Raw genomic sequence first — 16,062 nt, 5'->3', positions numbered from 1 at the left:
TTAGAGCATCCCGAGTTCGAGCTTGGCATCATCGCTCATCTTCTGCGGGTCCCACGGCGGATCCCACACCAGGTTCACTTCGGCATCGCGCACGCCGGGCACCGCGCTCACGCGCAGTTCCACTTCGCCGGGCATCGATTCGGCCACCGGGCAATGCGGCGTGGTCAGCGTCATGGTCACGGCCACGTGTCCGTCTTCGGCCACGTCGACGCCATAGATCAGCCCCAGGTCATAGATATTGACCGGAATTTCCGGGTCGAAGATGTCGCGCAGCGCGGCCACCACGCCTTCATAGATCTCGCCGCCCGGCTCGCCCGGGTTCACCCCTTGCGGCTTTTCCGCCAGGAAGCCCGACAGATAGTCGCGCTTGCGCTCGCCGGCCGTTTCAACCGGGGCAGCTTCGGGCGCCGGCTCGGGAATATCGTCCACATGGGCCCGGCGCGGCGGGTTCACCGCATCGACTTCCTCGACCGTGAAGCGGGGGGTATCGGCGCTCATCCGAAGATCCTCAAGGTTCGCGCAATGCCGCGCACGAGCGCTGCGACATCGCTTTCATCGTTATAGACGCCAAAGCTGGCGCGGGCCGTGGCCGGCACGCCCAGATGCTCCATCAGCGGCTGGGCGCAGTGGTGGCCGGCGCGGATTGCCACGCCTTCTTCGTCCAATATGGTGCCAAGGTCGTGCGGATGCACCCCCTCGATCACGAAACTGACGATCCCGGCGGCATCATCCGGGCCGAACAGGCGCACGGCATTGAATTCGCGCAGCGCCTCGCGCGCGGTGCGCACCAGCGCGGTTTCGTGGGCATGGATGGCAGCAAGCCCCAGTCCCTGGACGAAATCCACCGCCACGCCCAGGCCAATCGCCTCGACGATGGCAGGCGTGCCCGCCTCGAACCGCTGCGGCGCGGGGGCAAAGGTAGTGCCGGCAAACGACACGCGATCGATCATCGCCCCGCCGCCCTGCCACGGCGGCATGGCATCGAGCAGCTCGGCCTTGGCATAGAGCGCGCCGATGCCGGTCGGCCCATAGAGCTTGTGCCCGGAAAAGACGTAGAAATCGACGTCGAGCGCCTTCACGTCCACGCTCAGGCGCGGCACTGCCTGGCAGCCATCGATCAGGATCTTCGCGCCTACGCCATGGGCCAGCGCCACGGCGCGTGGCACATCGAGCACGCTGCCCAGCACGTTGGACACATGGCCCAGCGCCACCAGCTTGTGCGCGCCGGTCAGCATGCGTTCGGCCGCGTCAAGATCGATCTGGCCATCGGCGGTCAGCGGGCAGACGTCGATGGCAATGCCAGTGCGCTGCGCCAGCAATTGCCAGGGCACGATGTTGGAATGGTGCTCCAGCATCGAGAGCAGCACGCGGTCCCCGGCCTTGAGATTAGCGAGGCCCCAGGTCTGCGCCACCAGGTTGATCGCCTCGGTCGCGCCGCGCGTGAACACGATCTCGCCCTCGTGCGCGCCGAGCAGGCCTGCCACCTTGCGCCGCGCCGCTTCAAAGCCCAGCGTCATCTCGGCCGAGCGGGTATAGACCCCGCGATGCACCGTGGCATAGTCCACGCCGATGGCGCGGGTTACCGCATCGATCACCACCTGCGGCTTTTGCGCGGTGGCGCCGGTATCGAGATAGTGCCAGCGCGTGCCGTCAGGATTGGCGAGGCCCGGCCAATCGGACGCCTGCGTCAGCGTGGTGGCGGCAAGCGTGGTCACAGCAACCCTCCCAGCGCGGCGAGCGCGGCCTGCGTCAGCACCTCTTCTTCGGGCGCATCGACAAAGGCTTCGGCGATGAAGGCCTGCAGCATCAGCTTCTTGGCCTCTGCCGGCGGCAGCCCGCGCGATTGCAGGTAGAACAGGCCCTGCGCATCCAGTTCGCCCACGGCGCAGCCATGCGCGCACTTCACGTCGTCGGCATAGATTTCCAGTTCGGGCCGGGCATTGGCCGTGGCGGTGCGATCAAGCAGCATGGCGCGGATCGACTGTTCGCCATCGGTGCCCACCGCGCCGCGATCAACCACCACGCGGCCGAGATAGGTGCCGGTCGCCTGGCCCGCCAGAACGGAGCGGACCACCTGGCTCGACACGGCGTCAGGCTCGGCGTGGACCACCTCTGTAACGATTTCGACCGTCTGGTTGCCGCCGCCCAGCTGCGCCGCGCCCAGGTGGAACCGCGCGCCCTTGGCCAGGCGCACTTTCACCGCGATGCGGCCATAGGCGCTGCCGGCATTGAGCAGGCGCAGATCGTATTGTGCGCCCTCGCCCAGGGTGATCACCAGATCGCGCGCCTCGGGCGCGCGGCCGGCCAGGACCACCGACAGGCTGCCGCTGGCGCCCGCCGCCACGTCCACTGCCTGCGCGGGCAGCGGCCACAGCGTGGCAAGCGCGGCCAGATCGGCATAGCGGAACGCCTCGTCCGCCCGGGTTGGGACAAGCGTGGCGGTGGTCACGCCACCGCCTCGTAACCGTGCTGTTCCAGTTCCAGCGCGAGTTCGGCCCCACCCGAGCGGACGATGCGGCCGCCGGCGAGGACGTGGACGAAATCGGGCTTCACGTAATCGAGCAGGCGCTGGTAGTGCGTGATCAGCAGCACCGCCTTGTCGGGCTTGCGCATGATCGCGTTGATGCCTTCGCCGCAGATGCGCAGCGCATCGATGTCCAGGCCCGAATCGGTTTCATCCAGGATCGCCAGCCTGGGGTCGAGAATGCCCATCTGGACCATCTCGGCGCGCTTCTTCTCGCCGCCGGAAAAGCCCACGTTTACCGGGCGCTTGAGCATGTCCATATCCATGCGCAGCAGGTCGGCCTTTTCGCGCGCCAGCTTGAGGAAGGCGCCGCCCGAGAGCGGCTCTTCCCCACGCTGCTTGCGCTGCGCATTGAGCGCCTCGCGCAGGAACTGCACGTTGGACACGCCGGGGATTTCCACCGGATACTGGAAGCCCAGGAACAGCCCGGCCGCCGCCCGCTCGTGCGGGTCCATGGCGAGCAGATCCTGGCCCGCGAAATCCACGCTGCCGCCGGTCACGTCATAGCCGGGGCGGCCGCCCAGGGTATAGGCCAGCGTCGATTTGCCCGCACCATTGGGGCCCATGATCGCGTGGATCTCGCCCGCCTTGATGGTGAGCGAAAGCCCCTTGAGAATGGCCTTGCCGGCGATTTCGTTGGAGAGGTCACTTATCGTCAGCATTGCGTTTTCCGCTCGAGCAATTGGCTAGGAAGTCGGCGCGAACCTCGTCGAACAGGTCGCGCCACGATTTTTCGATGGCTTTCACGTCGTCCAGCTCCTTCTGCCGGGCGTCGATCTGGCCAAGGGCAGTGGCCGCCGTGGCCGCGCCGCTGGGGCTGGGCGTGCCAGCGATCTGCGCATCGAGCAGCGCGGCGCGTTCCTGCGCGATCGCGCGCTGCTCGGCATAGACGGCGGCGGCAAATTCGGTGCGGCGGTGCGGCTCGCCCGTGGCCATGGCGCGCATGGCCTGCTTGTCGCACTTCTGCACCGCCGCCAGCGCCGGGGCGCTGTCAGGCGCGGTGACCGTGGCCAGCGCCATGATCAAGAGCGCGCTCATCCCACGCTGCCTTCCAGGCTGATGCCCAGAAGCTTTTGCGCTTCCACGGCAAATTCCATCGGCAGCTGCTGCAGGACTTCCTTGGCAAAGCCGTTGACGATCAGCGCCACGGCCTGTTCCTGGTCCAGCCCGCGCTGCATCGCGTAGAACAGCTGGTCATCGCTGATCTTGCTGGTCGTCGCCTCGTGCTCGATCGTCGCCGAAGGGTTCTTCACCTCGATATAGGGCACGGTGTGCGCGCCGCATTCCGCCCCCAGCAGCAGGCTGTCGCACTGGGTGAAGTTGCGCACGCCCTCGGCCTGCGGCGCCACGCGCACCAACCCGCGATAGGTGTTGTTGGACTTGCCCGCGCTGATCCCCTTGGACACGATGGTCGAGCGGCTGCGCTTGCCGTTGTGGATCATCTTGGTGCCGGTATCGGCCTGCTGGTAGTTGTTGGTGACGGCGACGGAATAGAATTCGCCGACCGAATCCTCACCGTTCAGCACGCAGCTGGGATACTTCCACGTGACGGCCGAGCCGGTTTCCACCTGGGTCCACGACACCTTGGACCGGGCGCCCTGGCACAGCGCGCGCTTGGTCACGAAGTTGTAGATGCCACCCTTGCCTTGCGCGTCGCCGGGATACCAGTTCTGCACCGTGGAATACTTGATCTCGGCATCGTCGAGCGCGACGAGTTCGACCACCGCGGCATGGAGCTGGTTCTCGTCACGCTGCGGCGCGGTGCAGCCTTCCAGGTACGAGACATAGGCGCCCTTGTCGGCCACGATCAGGGTGCGTTCGAACTGGCCAGTGTTTTCCGCATTGATGCGGAAATAGGTCGACAGCTCCATCGGGCAGCGCACGCCTTCGGGAATGTAGACGAAAGTGCCATCGGAAAAGACCGCGCAGTTGAGCGCAGCAAAGTAGTTGTCGTGCATCGGCACGACCTTGCCCAGCCAGCGGCGCACCAGATCGGGAAACTCGCGGATCGCCTCGCTGATCGAGCGGAAGATGACGCCGGCCGCTTCCAGTTCCTTGCGAAACGTGGTGGCCACCGAGACGCTGTCGAACACCGCGTCCACGGCGATCTTGCGCGCGCCTTCCACGCCAGCGAGCACTTCCTGCTCGGCCAGGGGAATGCCCAGCTTTTCATAAACGCGCAGGATTTCGGGATCGACCTCGTCCAGGGACTTGGGGCCATCCTTCTTCTTGGGCGCGGCCCAGTAATAGGCGTCCTGGTAATCGATCGGCGGAATGTTCAGCTTGGCCCAGTCGGGCATCGGCATGGTCAGCCAGTGGCGATAGGCCTTGAGCCGCCATTCCAGCATCCACTCCGGCTCGTCCTTCTTGGCCGAGATGAAGCGCACGGTGTCTTCCGACAGGCCCTTGGGGCCATATTCCTGCTCGATGTCCGAAGCCCAGCCGTGCTCGTATTCCGCCACGCGGGCGGCCGCGTCGCGCGCGGCCTGGTCCTTAACCGGCGTGTCGTTCAGGGTTTCTTCGGTCATGCGGGCAACTCGGCAGGAATGGGGGATGCGGCAGGCATCATGGCCGCCGCAGGGGTGGCCAGATGGCCGGTTTGGGCCGGGCGGGCAAGCTGCACCAGCGACACGCTTGAAAGCGCGGCGCGCAGCGCGGCATCCACCGCCGGCCAGTGCGGGCGCACCATGCAGGCGCCTTCCAGCGTGCAATCGCCGCGCCCATGCCCGCTGCACGCGGCCATGGCAATCGGCCCTTCGACCGCCTCGATCACATCGGCCAGGCTGATCGCCGCGGCCGGGCGCGCCAGCTTGAGCCCGCCGCGCGCGCCGCGCACCGATTTCAGCAGGCCGGCGGCCGACATCTTGCTGACCAGCTTCTGCACGGTGGGCGCGGGCAAGCCGGTTTCGGCAGCGAGCTGCTGGGCCGAGAGCAGGGGGCGATCGGCCGCGTGGCAGCCGCAATGGCGCGCGGCAGCGCACATCATGACAACGGCATAGTCAGCCATGCTCGACAATCGCATCGCACCTGCTCGCAACCGTGGGTGGGGTCGGCCCGATTCCGCCGTTTCGACAGGCGTGCGCAAATCAGACCGAATCGCTCCGGTTATCTAGGCGCGCCGCCCCGCGCTGGCAAGGGCACCTTGTCTATGCTGCATGGGCGAAAATCGGGCTGGGCAGCGCCGGCCCGGCTTGGCATAGGGGCAGCCAGGCGCATCGTGTGCCGATCGGGAAAAGCATGACCAGTCCAACGCTTGCCGCGCTGCTGCTGTCGGCGCTCGCCATGACCGCGATCGTCGCGGTGCGCTATGTGGCGGCCAGCGGGCTGTTTGCCTGGCTTACCCAGCGGCGCCTGCCTGGCCATTATGCCGGGCTCGAGGCGCAGATCCGCCGCGAGATCGGCTGGAGCCTGGCCTCTGCGGCGATCTATGGCGTGCCCGCCGGGATCATCGCCTGGGGCTGGCAGCAGCACGGGTGGACCCGCATCTATGCCGATCCCCACGCCTATCCGCTGTGGTGGATGCCGGTGTCGCTGCTGGTCTATCTGTTTGCCCACGATACCTGGTTTTATTGGACGCATCGCTGGATGCACCGGCCACGCGTGTTTCGCAGCGTGCATGCCATCCACCATGCCAGCCGCCCGCCCACGGCCTGGGCAGCGATGAATTTCCACCCGATCGAGGCGGCCGTGGTCGGCCTGTTCATTCCCGCGCTGGTCTTCGTGGTGCCGATCCAGGCCGGGGTGCTGGCCTGCGTTCTGGTGGTGATGACGGTGATGGGCGTAACCAACCACATGGGCTGGGAGATCTTTCCGGCCGGGCTGGTTCATTCCCGGGCAGGGAAGTGGCTGATAACGGCCAGCCATCATCATCAGCATCACGAGCGGTATCGGTGCAACTACGGCCTCTATTTTCGCGTATGGGATCGCCTTTGCGGCACGGACGCCGGCCTGGCCGGCTGGCAGGAAAGGAAAGTGCGGTGAAGGCACAGGCGATTCGCCAGGCAGCGCTGCGCGGGCTCGCGCTGGGCGCACTCGCGCTCAGCCAGGGCGGCGCCGTGCTGCCCGATCGCACCACGGTGCTGGTCGATGTGGTTGGCCTGCGTTCGCACAAGGGGCTGATCCAGGCCTGCCTCACCGCCGATCCGGGCACCTTTCCCGATTGCGAAAAGGATCCGCAGGCGCTGCACCAGACCGTGCCCGCCGCCGGAAACGATGTGATCGCGTTCCAGCACGTGCTGCCCGGCCGCTATGCCGTGGCGCTGTTCCACGATGAAAACGCCAATGGCCGGCTCGACAAGATGTTCATGATGCCGCGCGAAGGCTTTGGCTTTTCGCGCGATGCGCCGATCCGGTTTGGCCCGCCGCGCTTTTCCGCCGCCGCCTTTACCCTGGGCGAAGCGCAGATGACCACGTCGATCCGCATGCGCTATCTGCTTTGACCCAGGGCGATTCTTCTTCCCAGCTGCAACCGGGTGAGGCCCAGCCCGGCGGCGCCTTGGCGCCGTTTCGCTATCCCGCGTTTCGCGCGATCTGGACGGCCAACCTGGTCTCCAACCTGGGATCGATGATCCAGTCGGCCGCGGCCGCCTGGCTGATGACCGAGTTGACGCGCAGCCACGTGCTGATCGCCCTGGTGCAGTCATCGTCCAGCCTGCCGATCCTGCTGTTGGGCCTGTTTGCCGGGGCGATTGCCGACAACTTTGACCGCCGCCGCGTGATGATCTGGGCGCAGACCGCCATGCTGGTGGTTTCCGCCGTGCTGGCGGTGCTGGGCTATCGCGGCGCGCTGGGGCCGCTGTCGCTGCTGCTGCTCACCCTGATGGTGGGCATGGGCACCGCGATCAACCAGCCGGCCTGGCAGGCTTCGGTGCGGTTGCAAGTGGGCAAGGCCGATCTGCCCCAGGCGATCGCGCTCAATTCCATGTCCAACAATCTGGCGCGCAGCGTCGGCCCGGCGCTGGGCGGGGTGCTGATCTCGATCCTGAGCGTGAGCGCGGCCTTTGCCGCCAACGCGATCAGCTATGTCGGCATGCTGGTGGTGCTGGCGCGCTGGCGGCCAGAGGCGCGCGCGCCGCAGCGCCAGCCCATGCTGCAATCGATCAAGATGGGCCTGGTGTTCTGCGCCGGCTCCGTCCCGATCCGCAAGGTGCTGTTGCGCGGGGCGGCCTTCGGCTTTGGGGCCAGCGCGTTCCAGGCGCTGATCCCCGCCGTGGCGCACGATACCCTGGCCGGGACCGAGCTGGACTATGGCCTGATTCTCGGATCGTTCGGCGTGGGGTCGATCGTCAATGCGCTGTGGATCACCAAGGCGCGCCGCCGCTTTGGCGCAGAAGTGATCATCACCGGCGCGACGGTCGGCTTCATCGGCGCGCTGCTCCTGCTGGCCCAGGCCCACAGCCTGCCAATCGCCATGGTCGCCGGCTTTATCGGCGGATCGGGCTGGGTCGCGGCGCTCACCAGCCTCAACGTCGCCATGCAGTTGCGCTCGCCCGAGGCCATCCTGGGGCGCTGCCTGTCGCTCTACCAGGCGATCACGTTCGGCTCGATGGCGGTCGGCGCGTGGGTCTGGGGCTGGGTCGCCGATCAGCGTGGCCTGACCTTCGCACTCCATGCCGCCGCGCTCTGGCTGGTCGGCAATCTCGTGCTGCGCCTGTTCGTGCCGATGCCCGCGCGCGAGGAAGGCCGCGTCGATACCGTCAAGGAACCCGCGCCGCGTGGCGCCGCCCCTCGCAAAGGTTGATGCCGTGACCGATACCCGCCCCTTGCGTTCCGCGCTCTACATGCCCGCCAGCAATGCCCGTGCTCTCGCCAAGGCGCGCAGCCTCGATTGCGATGCGGTGGTGCTCGATCTGGAAGACGCCGTCGCGCCCGATCACAAGGCGCCAGCCCGTGCCGCCCTGGTGGCCGAGGGGCAGGCCGGCGGCTTTGGCCATCGCCGCCTGATCGCGCGGTGCAACGGACTGGATGGCCCATGGGGGCATGATGACCTCGCCGCCCTCGCCGCCGCGCCGATCGAGGCCGTGCTGGCACCCAAGGTGGCAGACGCTGCCGATATCGTGACGCTGTCGGCCGCGATGGACCGCGCCGGCTTTGCCAACGACGTGCGGCTGTGGGTGATGATCGAAACCCCGCGCGCCGCCCTGGCGCTGGAACGGATCGCCGATTGCGCCGTCACCACGCGCCTGGCTGGCCTGGTGCTGGGCCTCAACGATCTGGCCAAGGACACCGGCATGGCCCAGGCGCCGGGCCGCGCCGCGTTCGTGCCACTACTGGCCCAGGCCGTGCTGGCTGCCCGCGCCAACGGCCTGATCGTGCTCGACGGGGTGTGCAACGCGATCGATGACCTTGCCCTGCTTGAGGCCGAATGCACCCAGGCACGCGCCTTTGGCTTTGACGGCAAGACCCTGATCCATCCCGCGCAACTGCCCGTGGCCAACCGCGTGTTCGCGCCGGGCGAAGCCGAACTGGCCGAGGCAGAAGCGATCGTCGCGGCCTTTGCCGATCCCGCCAATGCCGGCCAGGGTGCGCTGCGCGTCAACGGCAAGATGGCCGAACTGCTGCACCGTGACATGGCCGAGCGGCTGCTGGCCAAGGCCCGCGCCATCGCCGCGCGGGGTTAGGCCAAGCCCCGGCAACACCTTCCCAACACCCGGAAATCCATCGGCGCAACTTAATCGCTTCTTCACCATGTTGCGCCAGACTGGGGCAAGGAGCGTGACGAAGGGCTTGGTAATGGACAGCATGCGCGGATTTGCCGACGAACCCGGCCCCTTGGGCCTGTTTGCCGGCAGCGATCCCGACGATGACCTGCTCGACGGCGATCTGGTCGATCAGCCGCTGCCGCCGCTGATGGGCGCGGACGAGCGGCGCATGCAGGTGCGCGCCTATAACTTCTGGGCCGGGATGCTGGGCGACAGCCGCCTGCCGCTGGTCGGCCCGCTGCTGGCCGGGCAATGGCCTGACTTTGCCGATCATGCGGTGCTGCTGCAGTTCGACGCAGGGCTCGATGATCCAGCCATCGCCTATGTTGGCGAGGCATTGCTGGCCGATTGCGCGGGCGAAGGCCCGCTGACGCGGTTGAGCCAGGTGCCGGGCCGCTCGATCCTGTCGCGCATCACCGATCACTACATGCAGATCGTGGCCAACGAGGCGCCGATCGGGTTCGAGGCGGAATTTGCCAACCAGCGCGGGCGCACGATCCTCTATCGCGGCATCCTGCTGCCGTTCTCGTCCAGCGGTGACACGCTCGACTACATCTTTGGCGTGATCAACTGGAAGGAACTGGCCGACCAGGCGACCACCAACGAGCTGATGGCCGAAATCGGCCTGGTGCTGGGCGAGAAGAAGCCGCGCCGCAAGGCGGTGACCGCTCTGCGCGGGGGCGATGGCGCAGACAGTGCCGCCACGCACGCCCGCCCCGATCTGCCGCTGCCCGCCTTTGCCGATCCCGCGCCGGCCGGTGCCGAACCGGGCGAGCCTTGGGGCAGCCTGGCCGATTCGCTGGGCCAGTGGGCCGATGGCCCGGTGCGCCCGCGCGATCCGCGCAACCTGGCCCCGCAAGACGCCGGGGCAGACGCCGATGAACTCGATCTCGGCGAAGTGGCGCTGGAAATCCTGCCCGCGCTCAATCTGCCGCCACTCGATCCCTTTGCCCAAGGCGCGTTTCCCACGGCCGCCTTTGCCGAAGGGCTGGACCAGCCCGAGCCCGACAGCCTGGCCGATTGGCTGGCCAGCGCCCGCGCCATGGCCGCACTCGCCCTGGGCAGCGAGGACCGCACCCGTCACGCGCTCTATGCCGCGATCGGCCGCGCCTGGGACTTTGCCCTGGCGGCAGAGGCGGAACCCGATGATCTGGCCGCGCTGATGGCCGATGCCGGGCTGACGATGCAGGCGCGCGCCCCGCTGATCCCGGTGGTCAAGCTGGTGTTTGGCGCGCAGTACGACAAAACGCGGCTGACCGAATATGCCACGGCCTTGGCCCATGCCCATCGCCTGGGCCTGTCACGCGGGGAACTGGCCGGGTTCCTGGCCAATACGCCGGGCGGCCTCAAGGGCGTGGTCGCGGCCGAGCGCCGCCTGCGCCGCAGCGAGGAAGGCCAGGCGCGCAGCGATCCGCGTGCCGCGCTCGAAGCCTCGCTGCGCACCCTGCCGGCACGCAGCCTGGCCGACATTCCTGCCGATGGCCGCGAATTTTCACTGGTGATGGTGCGGCGCATGCCCGACGGTACGCTGGCCGTGCTGGGCGAAGTGCTGGACGATGAACCGCTGCTGGAGCGTGCTGCCCGCCGCCTGATGAACTGACGGCTATCGAACTGACGGCGGGCGCAGTGCTCGGTATCAGGCCAGTGCGGCCTTGAGATCGTCCACCAGGTCGGTGCGTTCCCACGGGAACAGGTCGCCTTCGGGCGTGCGGCCAAAGTGGCCATAGGCCGCCGTCACGCCATAGATCGGCTTGTTGAGCGACAGGCCCACGCGAATGCCGCGCGGCGTCAAGCCGCCCAGGCGCTGCTTGGCGACGAGTTCCACCGCGCGTTCCAGCGTGGCATCGTCCACCGTGCCGGTGCCGTGGGTATCGACATAGAGCGACAGCGGCTGCGACACGCCGATGGCATAGGCCACCTGGATCGTGCAGCGCTTGGCCAGGCCCGCCGCCACGATGTTCTTGGCGATATAGCGCGTGACATAGGCGGCCGAACGGTCAACCTTGGTCGGGTCCTTGCCCGAAAACGCGCCGCCGCCATGGGGCGCTGCGCCGCCATAGGTATCGACGATGATCTTGCGCCCGGTCAGGCCAGCATCGCCATCGGGGCCACCGATTTCAAAGCTGCCGGTGGGGTTGATGTGATAGACCGTCTGGTCAGACAGCAGCTCGGCCGGGATTACCGCGGCCACGGCCTGCTTCACCCAGGCTTTGAGTTCGGCATCCTTGGCGCCTTCGTCATAACCCGGCTTGTGCTGGGTGGAGACGACGATCGCGGTGCAGGCCGCCGGGCTGCCGTCCTTGAAGCGCAGGGTCACCTGGCTCTTGGCATCGGGCTCCAGGAACGGCGCGGCGCCGGAATGGCGGTCGGCGGCCAGGCGCTGCAGGATCTTGTGGCTGTAATCCAGCGTCGCGGGCATGAGATCGGGCGTCTCGTCGCAGGCAAAGCCGAACATGATGCCCTGGTCGCCAGCGCCTTCGTCCTTGTTCTCGCCGGCGTCCACGCCCTGGGCAATGTGCGCCGACTGGGCGTGAAGGTTGTTTTCAAAGCGGAAGTTTTCCCAGTGGAAGCCTTCCTGCTCATAGCCGATGCGCCGCACGGTGGCGCGCACCACGGCTTCCACTTCCTCGCGCACGCCGGGCGCCCATTCGCCCTTGGCATCCATGATGCCGCGCCCGCGAATTTCGCCGGCCAGCACCACCAGGTTGGTCGTCGTCAAGGTTTCGCAGGCAATGCGCGCCTCGGGGTCCTTGCTCAGGAACAGGTCGACGATGGCGTCGCTGATCTGGTCCGCCACCTTGTCGGGATGGCCTTCGGAGACGCTTTCGGAAGTGAACAGGTAATCGCTGCGCATGGGCAAAGGGTCCGATATAAAGCAATCTTTATGTGCCGCCTCTAGCGCGGGCAACGGCGGGAGGCAACCAGCGCGGCCAAAAGAAGCGCTGCAGCCCACAAAAGCGGCAATATGTTGCCCATTCGCGCAAACGGCGTAGGGGGCAGCGCGGGTGGCACCAGCCCTTCGATGCGGCTCGCCACGTGCTGCGGGGCAAAGGCGCGCACGCCGCCACGCGCATCGATCACCGCCGAAATGCCGTTGGTGGTGGAGCGCAGCACCGGCAGCCCTTCCTCGATCGCGCGCAGCCGGGCCTGGGCGAGATGCTGTGGCGGGCCCCAGGCGCCGAACCAGCCATCGTTGGTCGGGTTGAACAGCACATCGGGGCGGTGGGCGCGGTCGATCACCTGACCCGAAAAGATGATTTCATAGCACACCTGCACGCCCACGCGCGGCAGGCCCAGCGCCGAAAAATCCAGCGTGCGCGGCCCCGGGCCCGACCAGTAATCGAAATCGCCCGCCACCAGGCGCGACAGGCCCAGCGGCGTGAGCAGCCCGCGCATCGGCAGGTATTCGCCATAAGGCACAAGGTGCGCCTTGGCATAATGGCCCTGGATCACGCCCTGGCTGTCGATCGCGGTCACCACGTTCCACGCGCCGACCGGCATGGCGGCCGGGGCCGGATTGGGCGGAAACACCAGGTCGACCGCGCCGGTCAGCAGCAGCGCGCCTGGCCCGATCACGCGGCCCATGCGCGCCCGCGCCAGCAGCGGATCGCCGCCATAGGTGGTGCCGGCATACCAGGCGCGGGGATAGCCTTCCTGCAGATAATCGGGCACGCCGCTTTCGGGCCACAGCACCAGGCGCCGCTGCCCCGGCTGGCGCGGCAGGCTGAGCGCGGCGGCGCGCTGGAACTGTTCCTCATACCGGCTGGCGTCGTTGATCTCGTCCTGGCCGATGTTGGGCTGGACCAAGGTGAACGGCACGCTGCCAGTGGCCTTTTGCCCGCCCAGCGGCAGCAGGAACAACGCCGCCGGCAGCGCAAAGTGGGCCGCCGCCAGGCCCCAGCGGCGCTGCGCCCCGGCGCGCAGGGCAAACAGCCATTGCCCGGCAAGCAGCACGACCAGGCCTGACAGTGCATAAGTGCCCAGCCACGGCAGCACGCGCGCCAGGCCGGGTCGATCGAACCCGCCCAGCGCGGTGGCGGCCAGCGGGTTCCACGGGAAACCGGTGCAGACCCAGCCGCGCGCCCATTCGGTCACGATCCACAGCGCGGCCAGCGCCGGCACCGGCGCCAGACGCCAGCGCCGCCCCAGCCACCATGCCGCCAACGTGGCCACGGCGGGAAACAGCGCAAGATAGACCGCCAGCAGCAGCACCGCGATCCAGCCCAGCCAGGCCGGCATCTGCGCCTGATAGGTAAAGGCCGTGGCGATCCAGCCATTGCCCACCGAAAAATGGCCCCAGCCCCACAGCTCGCCCACCAGCAGGGCATGAACGGGAACGCGCGCCCGCTGCATCCGCGCCGCCAGCACGGCCAGCGCCAGCAGCGTCAGCGGCCACCAGTTGAGCGGGGCGAAGCCCAGCGCCCCCAGGCCGCCGGCCATGACGAGCACGGCCGCTTCGCTGCGGCGGGACAAACGAGCATCGCCCAGCGCAACCAGCGCGGCGAAACGGGAACGGAGCCAAGCCTTCATTGCCCGGTTCTATGCGGCGGCGGCCCAGCGAGGGCAAGCGCGGTTGCGCCAGGGCGTGTGCCGCAACGAAAAAGGCGCCCGGAATGCGGGCGCCTTTATCATATTACCAGGCCTGGATTGGCCAAAGGGTTCAGCCTTCGGCGCTTTCGGGCAAGGGGTTCTTGCGCGGGCGGCCACGGCGCTTGGGCGCCGGTGCGGCTTCGGCCGAAGCGTCGCTCGCCGGCTCGGCCGCAGGGGCAGGCGCCGGAGTGACGGCCGGAGCGGGCGCGGGCGCCGGGGCTTCGGCGGCCGGCTCGCTGCGCACGCCGATGGCGGGCGGCAGGCTGGCCGGGTCGAGCCCTTCGGAGGCTACTGCGCTGCGGCGCGGACGGCGTTCGGTGCGCTGCTGACGCGGACCACGCGGGCTGCGGCTTTCGCGGATGAACGGGTTGTCGCTCACATCGGTGACCGGCTCGCCTTCATCGGCGCGCACGCCTTCGAGCGGAACGGGCTGATCGGCATCGGCGGCGTTGGCAACAGCGGCCGAGGGGCGGCGATCTTCAAAGCGGCGACGGCTGCCCGAGCGGTCCGAAGCGCGATCAGCGCCACGGTCGGAACCGCGATCGTTGCCGGTTTCACCCTGGCGTTCGGTGCGGTCTGCCCGCTCCTGGCGTTCCGGGCGATCCTGGCGTTCAGACCGTTCGGGCCGCTCCTGGCGATCCTGACGATCTTGGCGTTCGGGCCGATCCTGACGATCGGCGGTGCGCACTTCGCGTTCCTCGCGGCGGACATAGGGACGATCGAACGCGGGGAAATCCCCTTCGATCGAGAAGTCCATGCCGTCGTCTTCGGGCTCGCCCTCGCTCCAGCGCTCGCCATTGCCGCTGTGGCGCTGGCGGGCTTCTTCCTGGCGCAGCCGGGTATCGGCAATCACGCGGAAATAATGGTCGGCAAATTGCAGATAGTATTCGGCCTGGACACGATCCCCGTTGAGGTGGGCATCCTGCGCCATCTTGCGATACTTTTCGAGCAGCTGGGGGGCATTGCCCCGCGCGCGGCTGTCGATGCGATTGAGCTGCTGGCCGCCACCTTGCGGACGATTGTTACCGCGGCCGCGCCGGCGGTTGTTCCCACGATTGTTGTTCAACTCAGGCACGTCCTTGTTTGGGGCGGCTGTCGGTAGCTTTTGCCGATCCTGTCGCCGCGCAACCCTCCGCCACGCGCCCGCAACGCACGGGTGCGCAGATTCCCAGCATCTGCCAGCCGAAAGCCCCTGGTGAGAGGCCGATGCGGGCGCAAATGGTGGAGTTGGCCGGGACGGGAAGCCTTCATCCGTCGCCCTGCCAGATGGGACAATTAGTGATCGCTGGTCGGCTTGCCAAGCGAAATATTGTGGCAAAGCGTCATTTCCACAGCCCTGTCACGCCCGGCAAGATCGGGATGGACGCGCGCCGCCATGCCATGGTCGTGCGCGAGGGCCGCCACGGCCGCCCCCTGCCGCCAGCCGATCTCCACCACGGCAACGCCGCCAGGGGCCAGAAGATCAGGCAGTTGCGGCACCAGCACGGCATAATCGGCCATGCCGTCTGCCCCGGCAAACAGCGCGCTGGCCGGCTCGAAATCGCGCACGCCAGGATCGAGCGCGGCATCGCTTTCCACATAGGGCGGGTTGGCCAGGATCAGATCGAACCGCCCCAGCGCGGCGGCCCAGTTGGGCTTGGTCCAATCGCCCGGCTGCATGCGCGCCCGCGCATCCAGGCCCAGGCGCAAGGCATTGCCCGCCGCCACGACCCGCGCCGCGTCAGACCGTTCGATGCCGGTGCCCATTGCCTGCGGCCAGATCGACAGCGCCGCCAGCAGCAGCGCGCCCGAACCCGTGCCCAGATCGAGAATGCGCGCCGGCGGCCGCCCGGCCAGGGCCTGCCGCGCCACCTCGATCAGCGTCTCGCTATCCCCGCGCGGGATCAGCACCGCCGGGCTCACCGCCAGGTCCAGCCCATAGAACTCCTGGCTGCCAACGATATAGGCCACCGGCTCGTGCCCCTGCCGGCGCGCCACCAGCCGGGCAAATCCGCCCGGCACCGGCGCGTCCATGTGGCGCAGCAGCACATCGGTGCGCGTGCAGCCCAGCGCATGAGCCATCAAGACCTCGGCATCGAGCCGCGCGGTATCGCTGGTGGGGGCGAGCATCTGCGCCGCCTGGAAGAGCGCCTGGCGGACGGTTTGCGCGTGGTTTCCACCACCCCCGACCCCCTCCTCTAAAGAGGATGGGGCTTTGTCGTTGTTCTCCCCCTCCTCTTCAGAGGAGGGGGTCGGGGGGTGGTGGCG

The 16,062-nt window shown here is 67.9% G+C and carries 15 protein-coding genes and 1 pseudogene; 5 read left to right on the top strand and 11 right to left on the bottom strand.

From position 1 onward, the window contains the following. From C8K14_RS08930 to C8K14_RS08900, 7 genes are read right to left on the bottom strand one after another with little or no spacing between them, the layout of a single operon-like run. Positions 1 to 498 carry an SUF system Fe-S cluster assembly protein gene (locus C8K14_RS08930; protein ID WP_022676725.1) on the bottom strand — a complete coding sequence of 166 codons (498 nt, stop codon included), beginning with the start codon at positions 496 to 498 and terminating at the stop codon, positions 1 to 3. After that, on the bottom strand, positions 495 to 1,715 hold the full coding sequence (locus C8K14_RS08925) for a cysteine desulfurase (RefSeq protein ID WP_107716414.1): 1,221 nt from the start codon (positions 1,713 to 1,715) through the stop codon (positions 495 to 497). Before C8K14_RS08925 ends, C8K14_RS08930 begins: the two co-directional genes overlap by 4 nt. Then, entirely contained in the window at positions 1,712 to 2,449 is a 738-nt protein-coding gene (locus C8K14_RS08920; RefSeq protein ID WP_107716413.1) for a SufD family Fe-S cluster assembly protein, read from the bottom strand. The genes C8K14_RS08925 and C8K14_RS08920 overlap by 4 nt, the downstream gene beginning before the upstream one ends. Beyond that, entirely contained in the window at positions 2,446 to 3,186 is a 741-nt protein-coding gene (gene sufC, locus C8K14_RS08915) for a Fe-S cluster assembly ATPase SufC (RefSeq protein WP_107716412.1), read from the bottom strand. The genes C8K14_RS08920 and sufC overlap by 4 nt, the downstream gene beginning before the upstream one ends. Then, entirely contained in the window at positions 3,170 to 3,562 is a 393-nt protein-coding gene (locus C8K14_RS08910) for a hypothetical protein (RefSeq protein WP_022676728.1), read from the bottom strand. Before C8K14_RS08910 ends, sufC begins: the two co-directional genes overlap by 17 nt. Continuing rightward, positions 3,559 to 5,052, bottom strand: coding sequence for a Fe-S cluster assembly protein SufB (gene sufB / locus C8K14_RS08905; RefSeq protein WP_022676729.1), 1,494 nt, complete (start codon positions 5,050 to 5,052; stop codon positions 3,559 to 3,561). Before sufB ends, C8K14_RS08910 begins: the two co-directional genes overlap by 4 nt. Further along, the gene (locus C8K14_RS08900) at positions 5,049 to 5,546 is read right to left on the bottom strand and encodes an Rrf2 family transcriptional regulator (RefSeq protein ID WP_054131720.1); all 498 of its coding nucleotides are present in this window, start codon (positions 5,544 to 5,546) and stop codon (positions 5,049 to 5,051) included. Before C8K14_RS08900 ends, sufB begins: the two co-directional genes overlap by 4 nt. A gap of 215 nt (positions 5,547 to 5,761) precedes the next feature. Between C8K14_RS08900 and C8K14_RS08895 the strand changes: the two genes are divergently transcribed. The 5 genes from C8K14_RS08895 (at position 5,762) to C8K14_RS08875 (ending at position 10,825) form a co-directional block, all read left to right on the top strand. After that, positions 5,762 to 6,505: a sterol desaturase family protein gene (locus C8K14_RS08895; protein ID WP_022676216.1), complete on the top strand. Its 744-nt coding sequence runs from the start codon at positions 5,762 to 5,764 to the stop codon at positions 6,503 to 6,505. Then, a complete protein-coding gene (locus C8K14_RS08890) occupies positions 6,502 to 6,963 on the top strand; it encodes a DUF2141 domain-containing protein (RefSeq protein WP_022676215.1) in 462 nt (153 codons plus the stop codon). The genes C8K14_RS08895 and C8K14_RS08890 overlap by 4 nt, the downstream gene beginning before the upstream one ends. Beyond that, on the top strand, positions 6,960 to 8,264 hold the full coding sequence (locus C8K14_RS08885) for an MFS transporter (RefSeq protein WP_233250987.1): 1,305 nt from the start codon (positions 6,960 to 6,962) through the stop codon (positions 8,262 to 8,264). Before C8K14_RS08890 ends, C8K14_RS08885 begins: the two co-directional genes overlap by 4 nt. A 4-nt stretch (positions 8,265 to 8,268) precedes the next feature. After that, positions 8,269 to 9,144: a CoA ester lyase gene (locus tag C8K14_RS08880; RefSeq protein ID WP_255420057.1), complete on the top strand. Its 876-nt coding sequence runs from the start codon at positions 8,269 to 8,271 to the stop codon at positions 9,142 to 9,144. Positions 9,145 to 9,256: 112 nt separating this feature from the next. Beyond that, positions 9,257 to 10,825, top strand: coding sequence for a hypothetical protein (locus tag C8K14_RS08875; protein ID WP_107716410.1), 1,569 nt, complete (start codon positions 9,257 to 9,259; stop codon positions 10,823 to 10,825). 36 nt (positions 10,826 to 10,861) lie between these two features. Here the strand turns inward: C8K14_RS08875 and metK are convergent, their stop codons facing one another. From metK to prmC, 4 genes and pseudogenes are all read right to left on the bottom strand, one after another. Beyond that, on the bottom strand, positions 10,862 to 12,079 hold the full coding sequence (gene metK, locus C8K14_RS08870) for a methionine adenosyltransferase (RefSeq protein ID WP_107716409.1): 1,218 nt from the start codon (positions 12,077 to 12,079) through the stop codon (positions 10,862 to 10,864). Positions 12,080 to 12,120: 41 nt separating this feature from the next. Beyond that, a complete protein-coding gene (gene lnt, locus C8K14_RS08865; RefSeq protein WP_199223705.1) occupies positions 12,121 to 13,755 on the bottom strand; it encodes an apolipoprotein N-acyltransferase in 1,635 nt (544 codons plus the stop codon). A gap of 130 nt (positions 13,756 to 13,885) precedes the next feature. Further along, positions 13,886 to 14,890: a DUF4167 domain-containing protein gene (locus C8K14_RS08860; RefSeq protein ID WP_369974046.1), complete on the bottom strand. Its 1,005-nt coding sequence runs from the start codon at positions 14,888 to 14,890 to the stop codon at positions 13,886 to 13,888. A 200-nt stretch (positions 14,891 to 15,090) separates the two neighbouring features. Then, positions 15,091 to 15,957 (bottom strand): annotated as a pseudogene (gene prmC, locus C8K14_RS08855) (peptide chain release factor N(5)-glutamine methyltransferase); the annotation flags it as partial. Positions 15,958 to 16,062 lie beyond the last annotated feature (105 nt).

The organism is Novosphingobium sp. GV079, from assembly GCF_003058045.1.
GTDB lineage: Bacteria > Pseudomonadota > Alphaproteobacteria > Sphingomonadales > Sphingomonadaceae > Novosphingobium > Novosphingobium capsulatum.
Note: the sequence above shows the minus strand (reverse complement) of the source record. Positions and strands in the feature narration are given on the sequence as shown.

Bases quoted from the DNA above. Each gene is read 5' to 3' on its own strand.
- C8K14_RS08930 (WP_022676725.1), bottom strand. From the start codon at position 498: ATGAGCGCCGATACCCCCCGCTTCACGGTCGAGGAAGTCGATGCGGTG.
- sufC (WP_107716412.1), bottom strand. From the start codon at position 3,186: ATGCTGACGATAAGTGACCTCTCCAACGAAATCGCCGGCAAGGCCATT.
- C8K14_RS08910 (WP_022676728.1), bottom strand. From the start codon at position 3,562: ATGAGCGCGCTCTTGATCATGGCGCTGGCCACGGTCACCGCGCCTGAC.
- sufB (WP_022676729.1), bottom strand. From the start codon at position 5,052: ATGACCGAAGAAACCCTGAACGACACGCCGGTTAAGGACCAGGCCGCG.
- C8K14_RS08900 (WP_054131720.1), bottom strand. From the start codon at position 5,546: ATGCGATTGTCGAGCATGGCTGACTATGCCGTTGTCATGATGTGCGCT.
- C8K14_RS08895 (WP_022676216.1), top strand. From the start codon at position 5,762: ATGACCAGTCCAACGCTTGCCGCGCTGCTGCTGTCGGCGCTCGCCATG.
- C8K14_RS08875 (WP_107716410.1), top strand. From the start codon at position 9,257: ATGGACAGCATGCGCGGATTTGCCGACGAACCCGGCCCCTTGGGCCTG.
- metK (WP_107716409.1), bottom strand. From the start codon at position 12,079: ATGCGCAGCGATTACCTGTTCACTTCCGAAAGCGTCTCCGAAGGCCAT.
- lnt (WP_199223705.1), bottom strand. From the start codon at position 13,755: ATGAAGGCTTGGCTCCGTTCCCGTTTCGCCGCGCTGGTTGCGCTGGGC.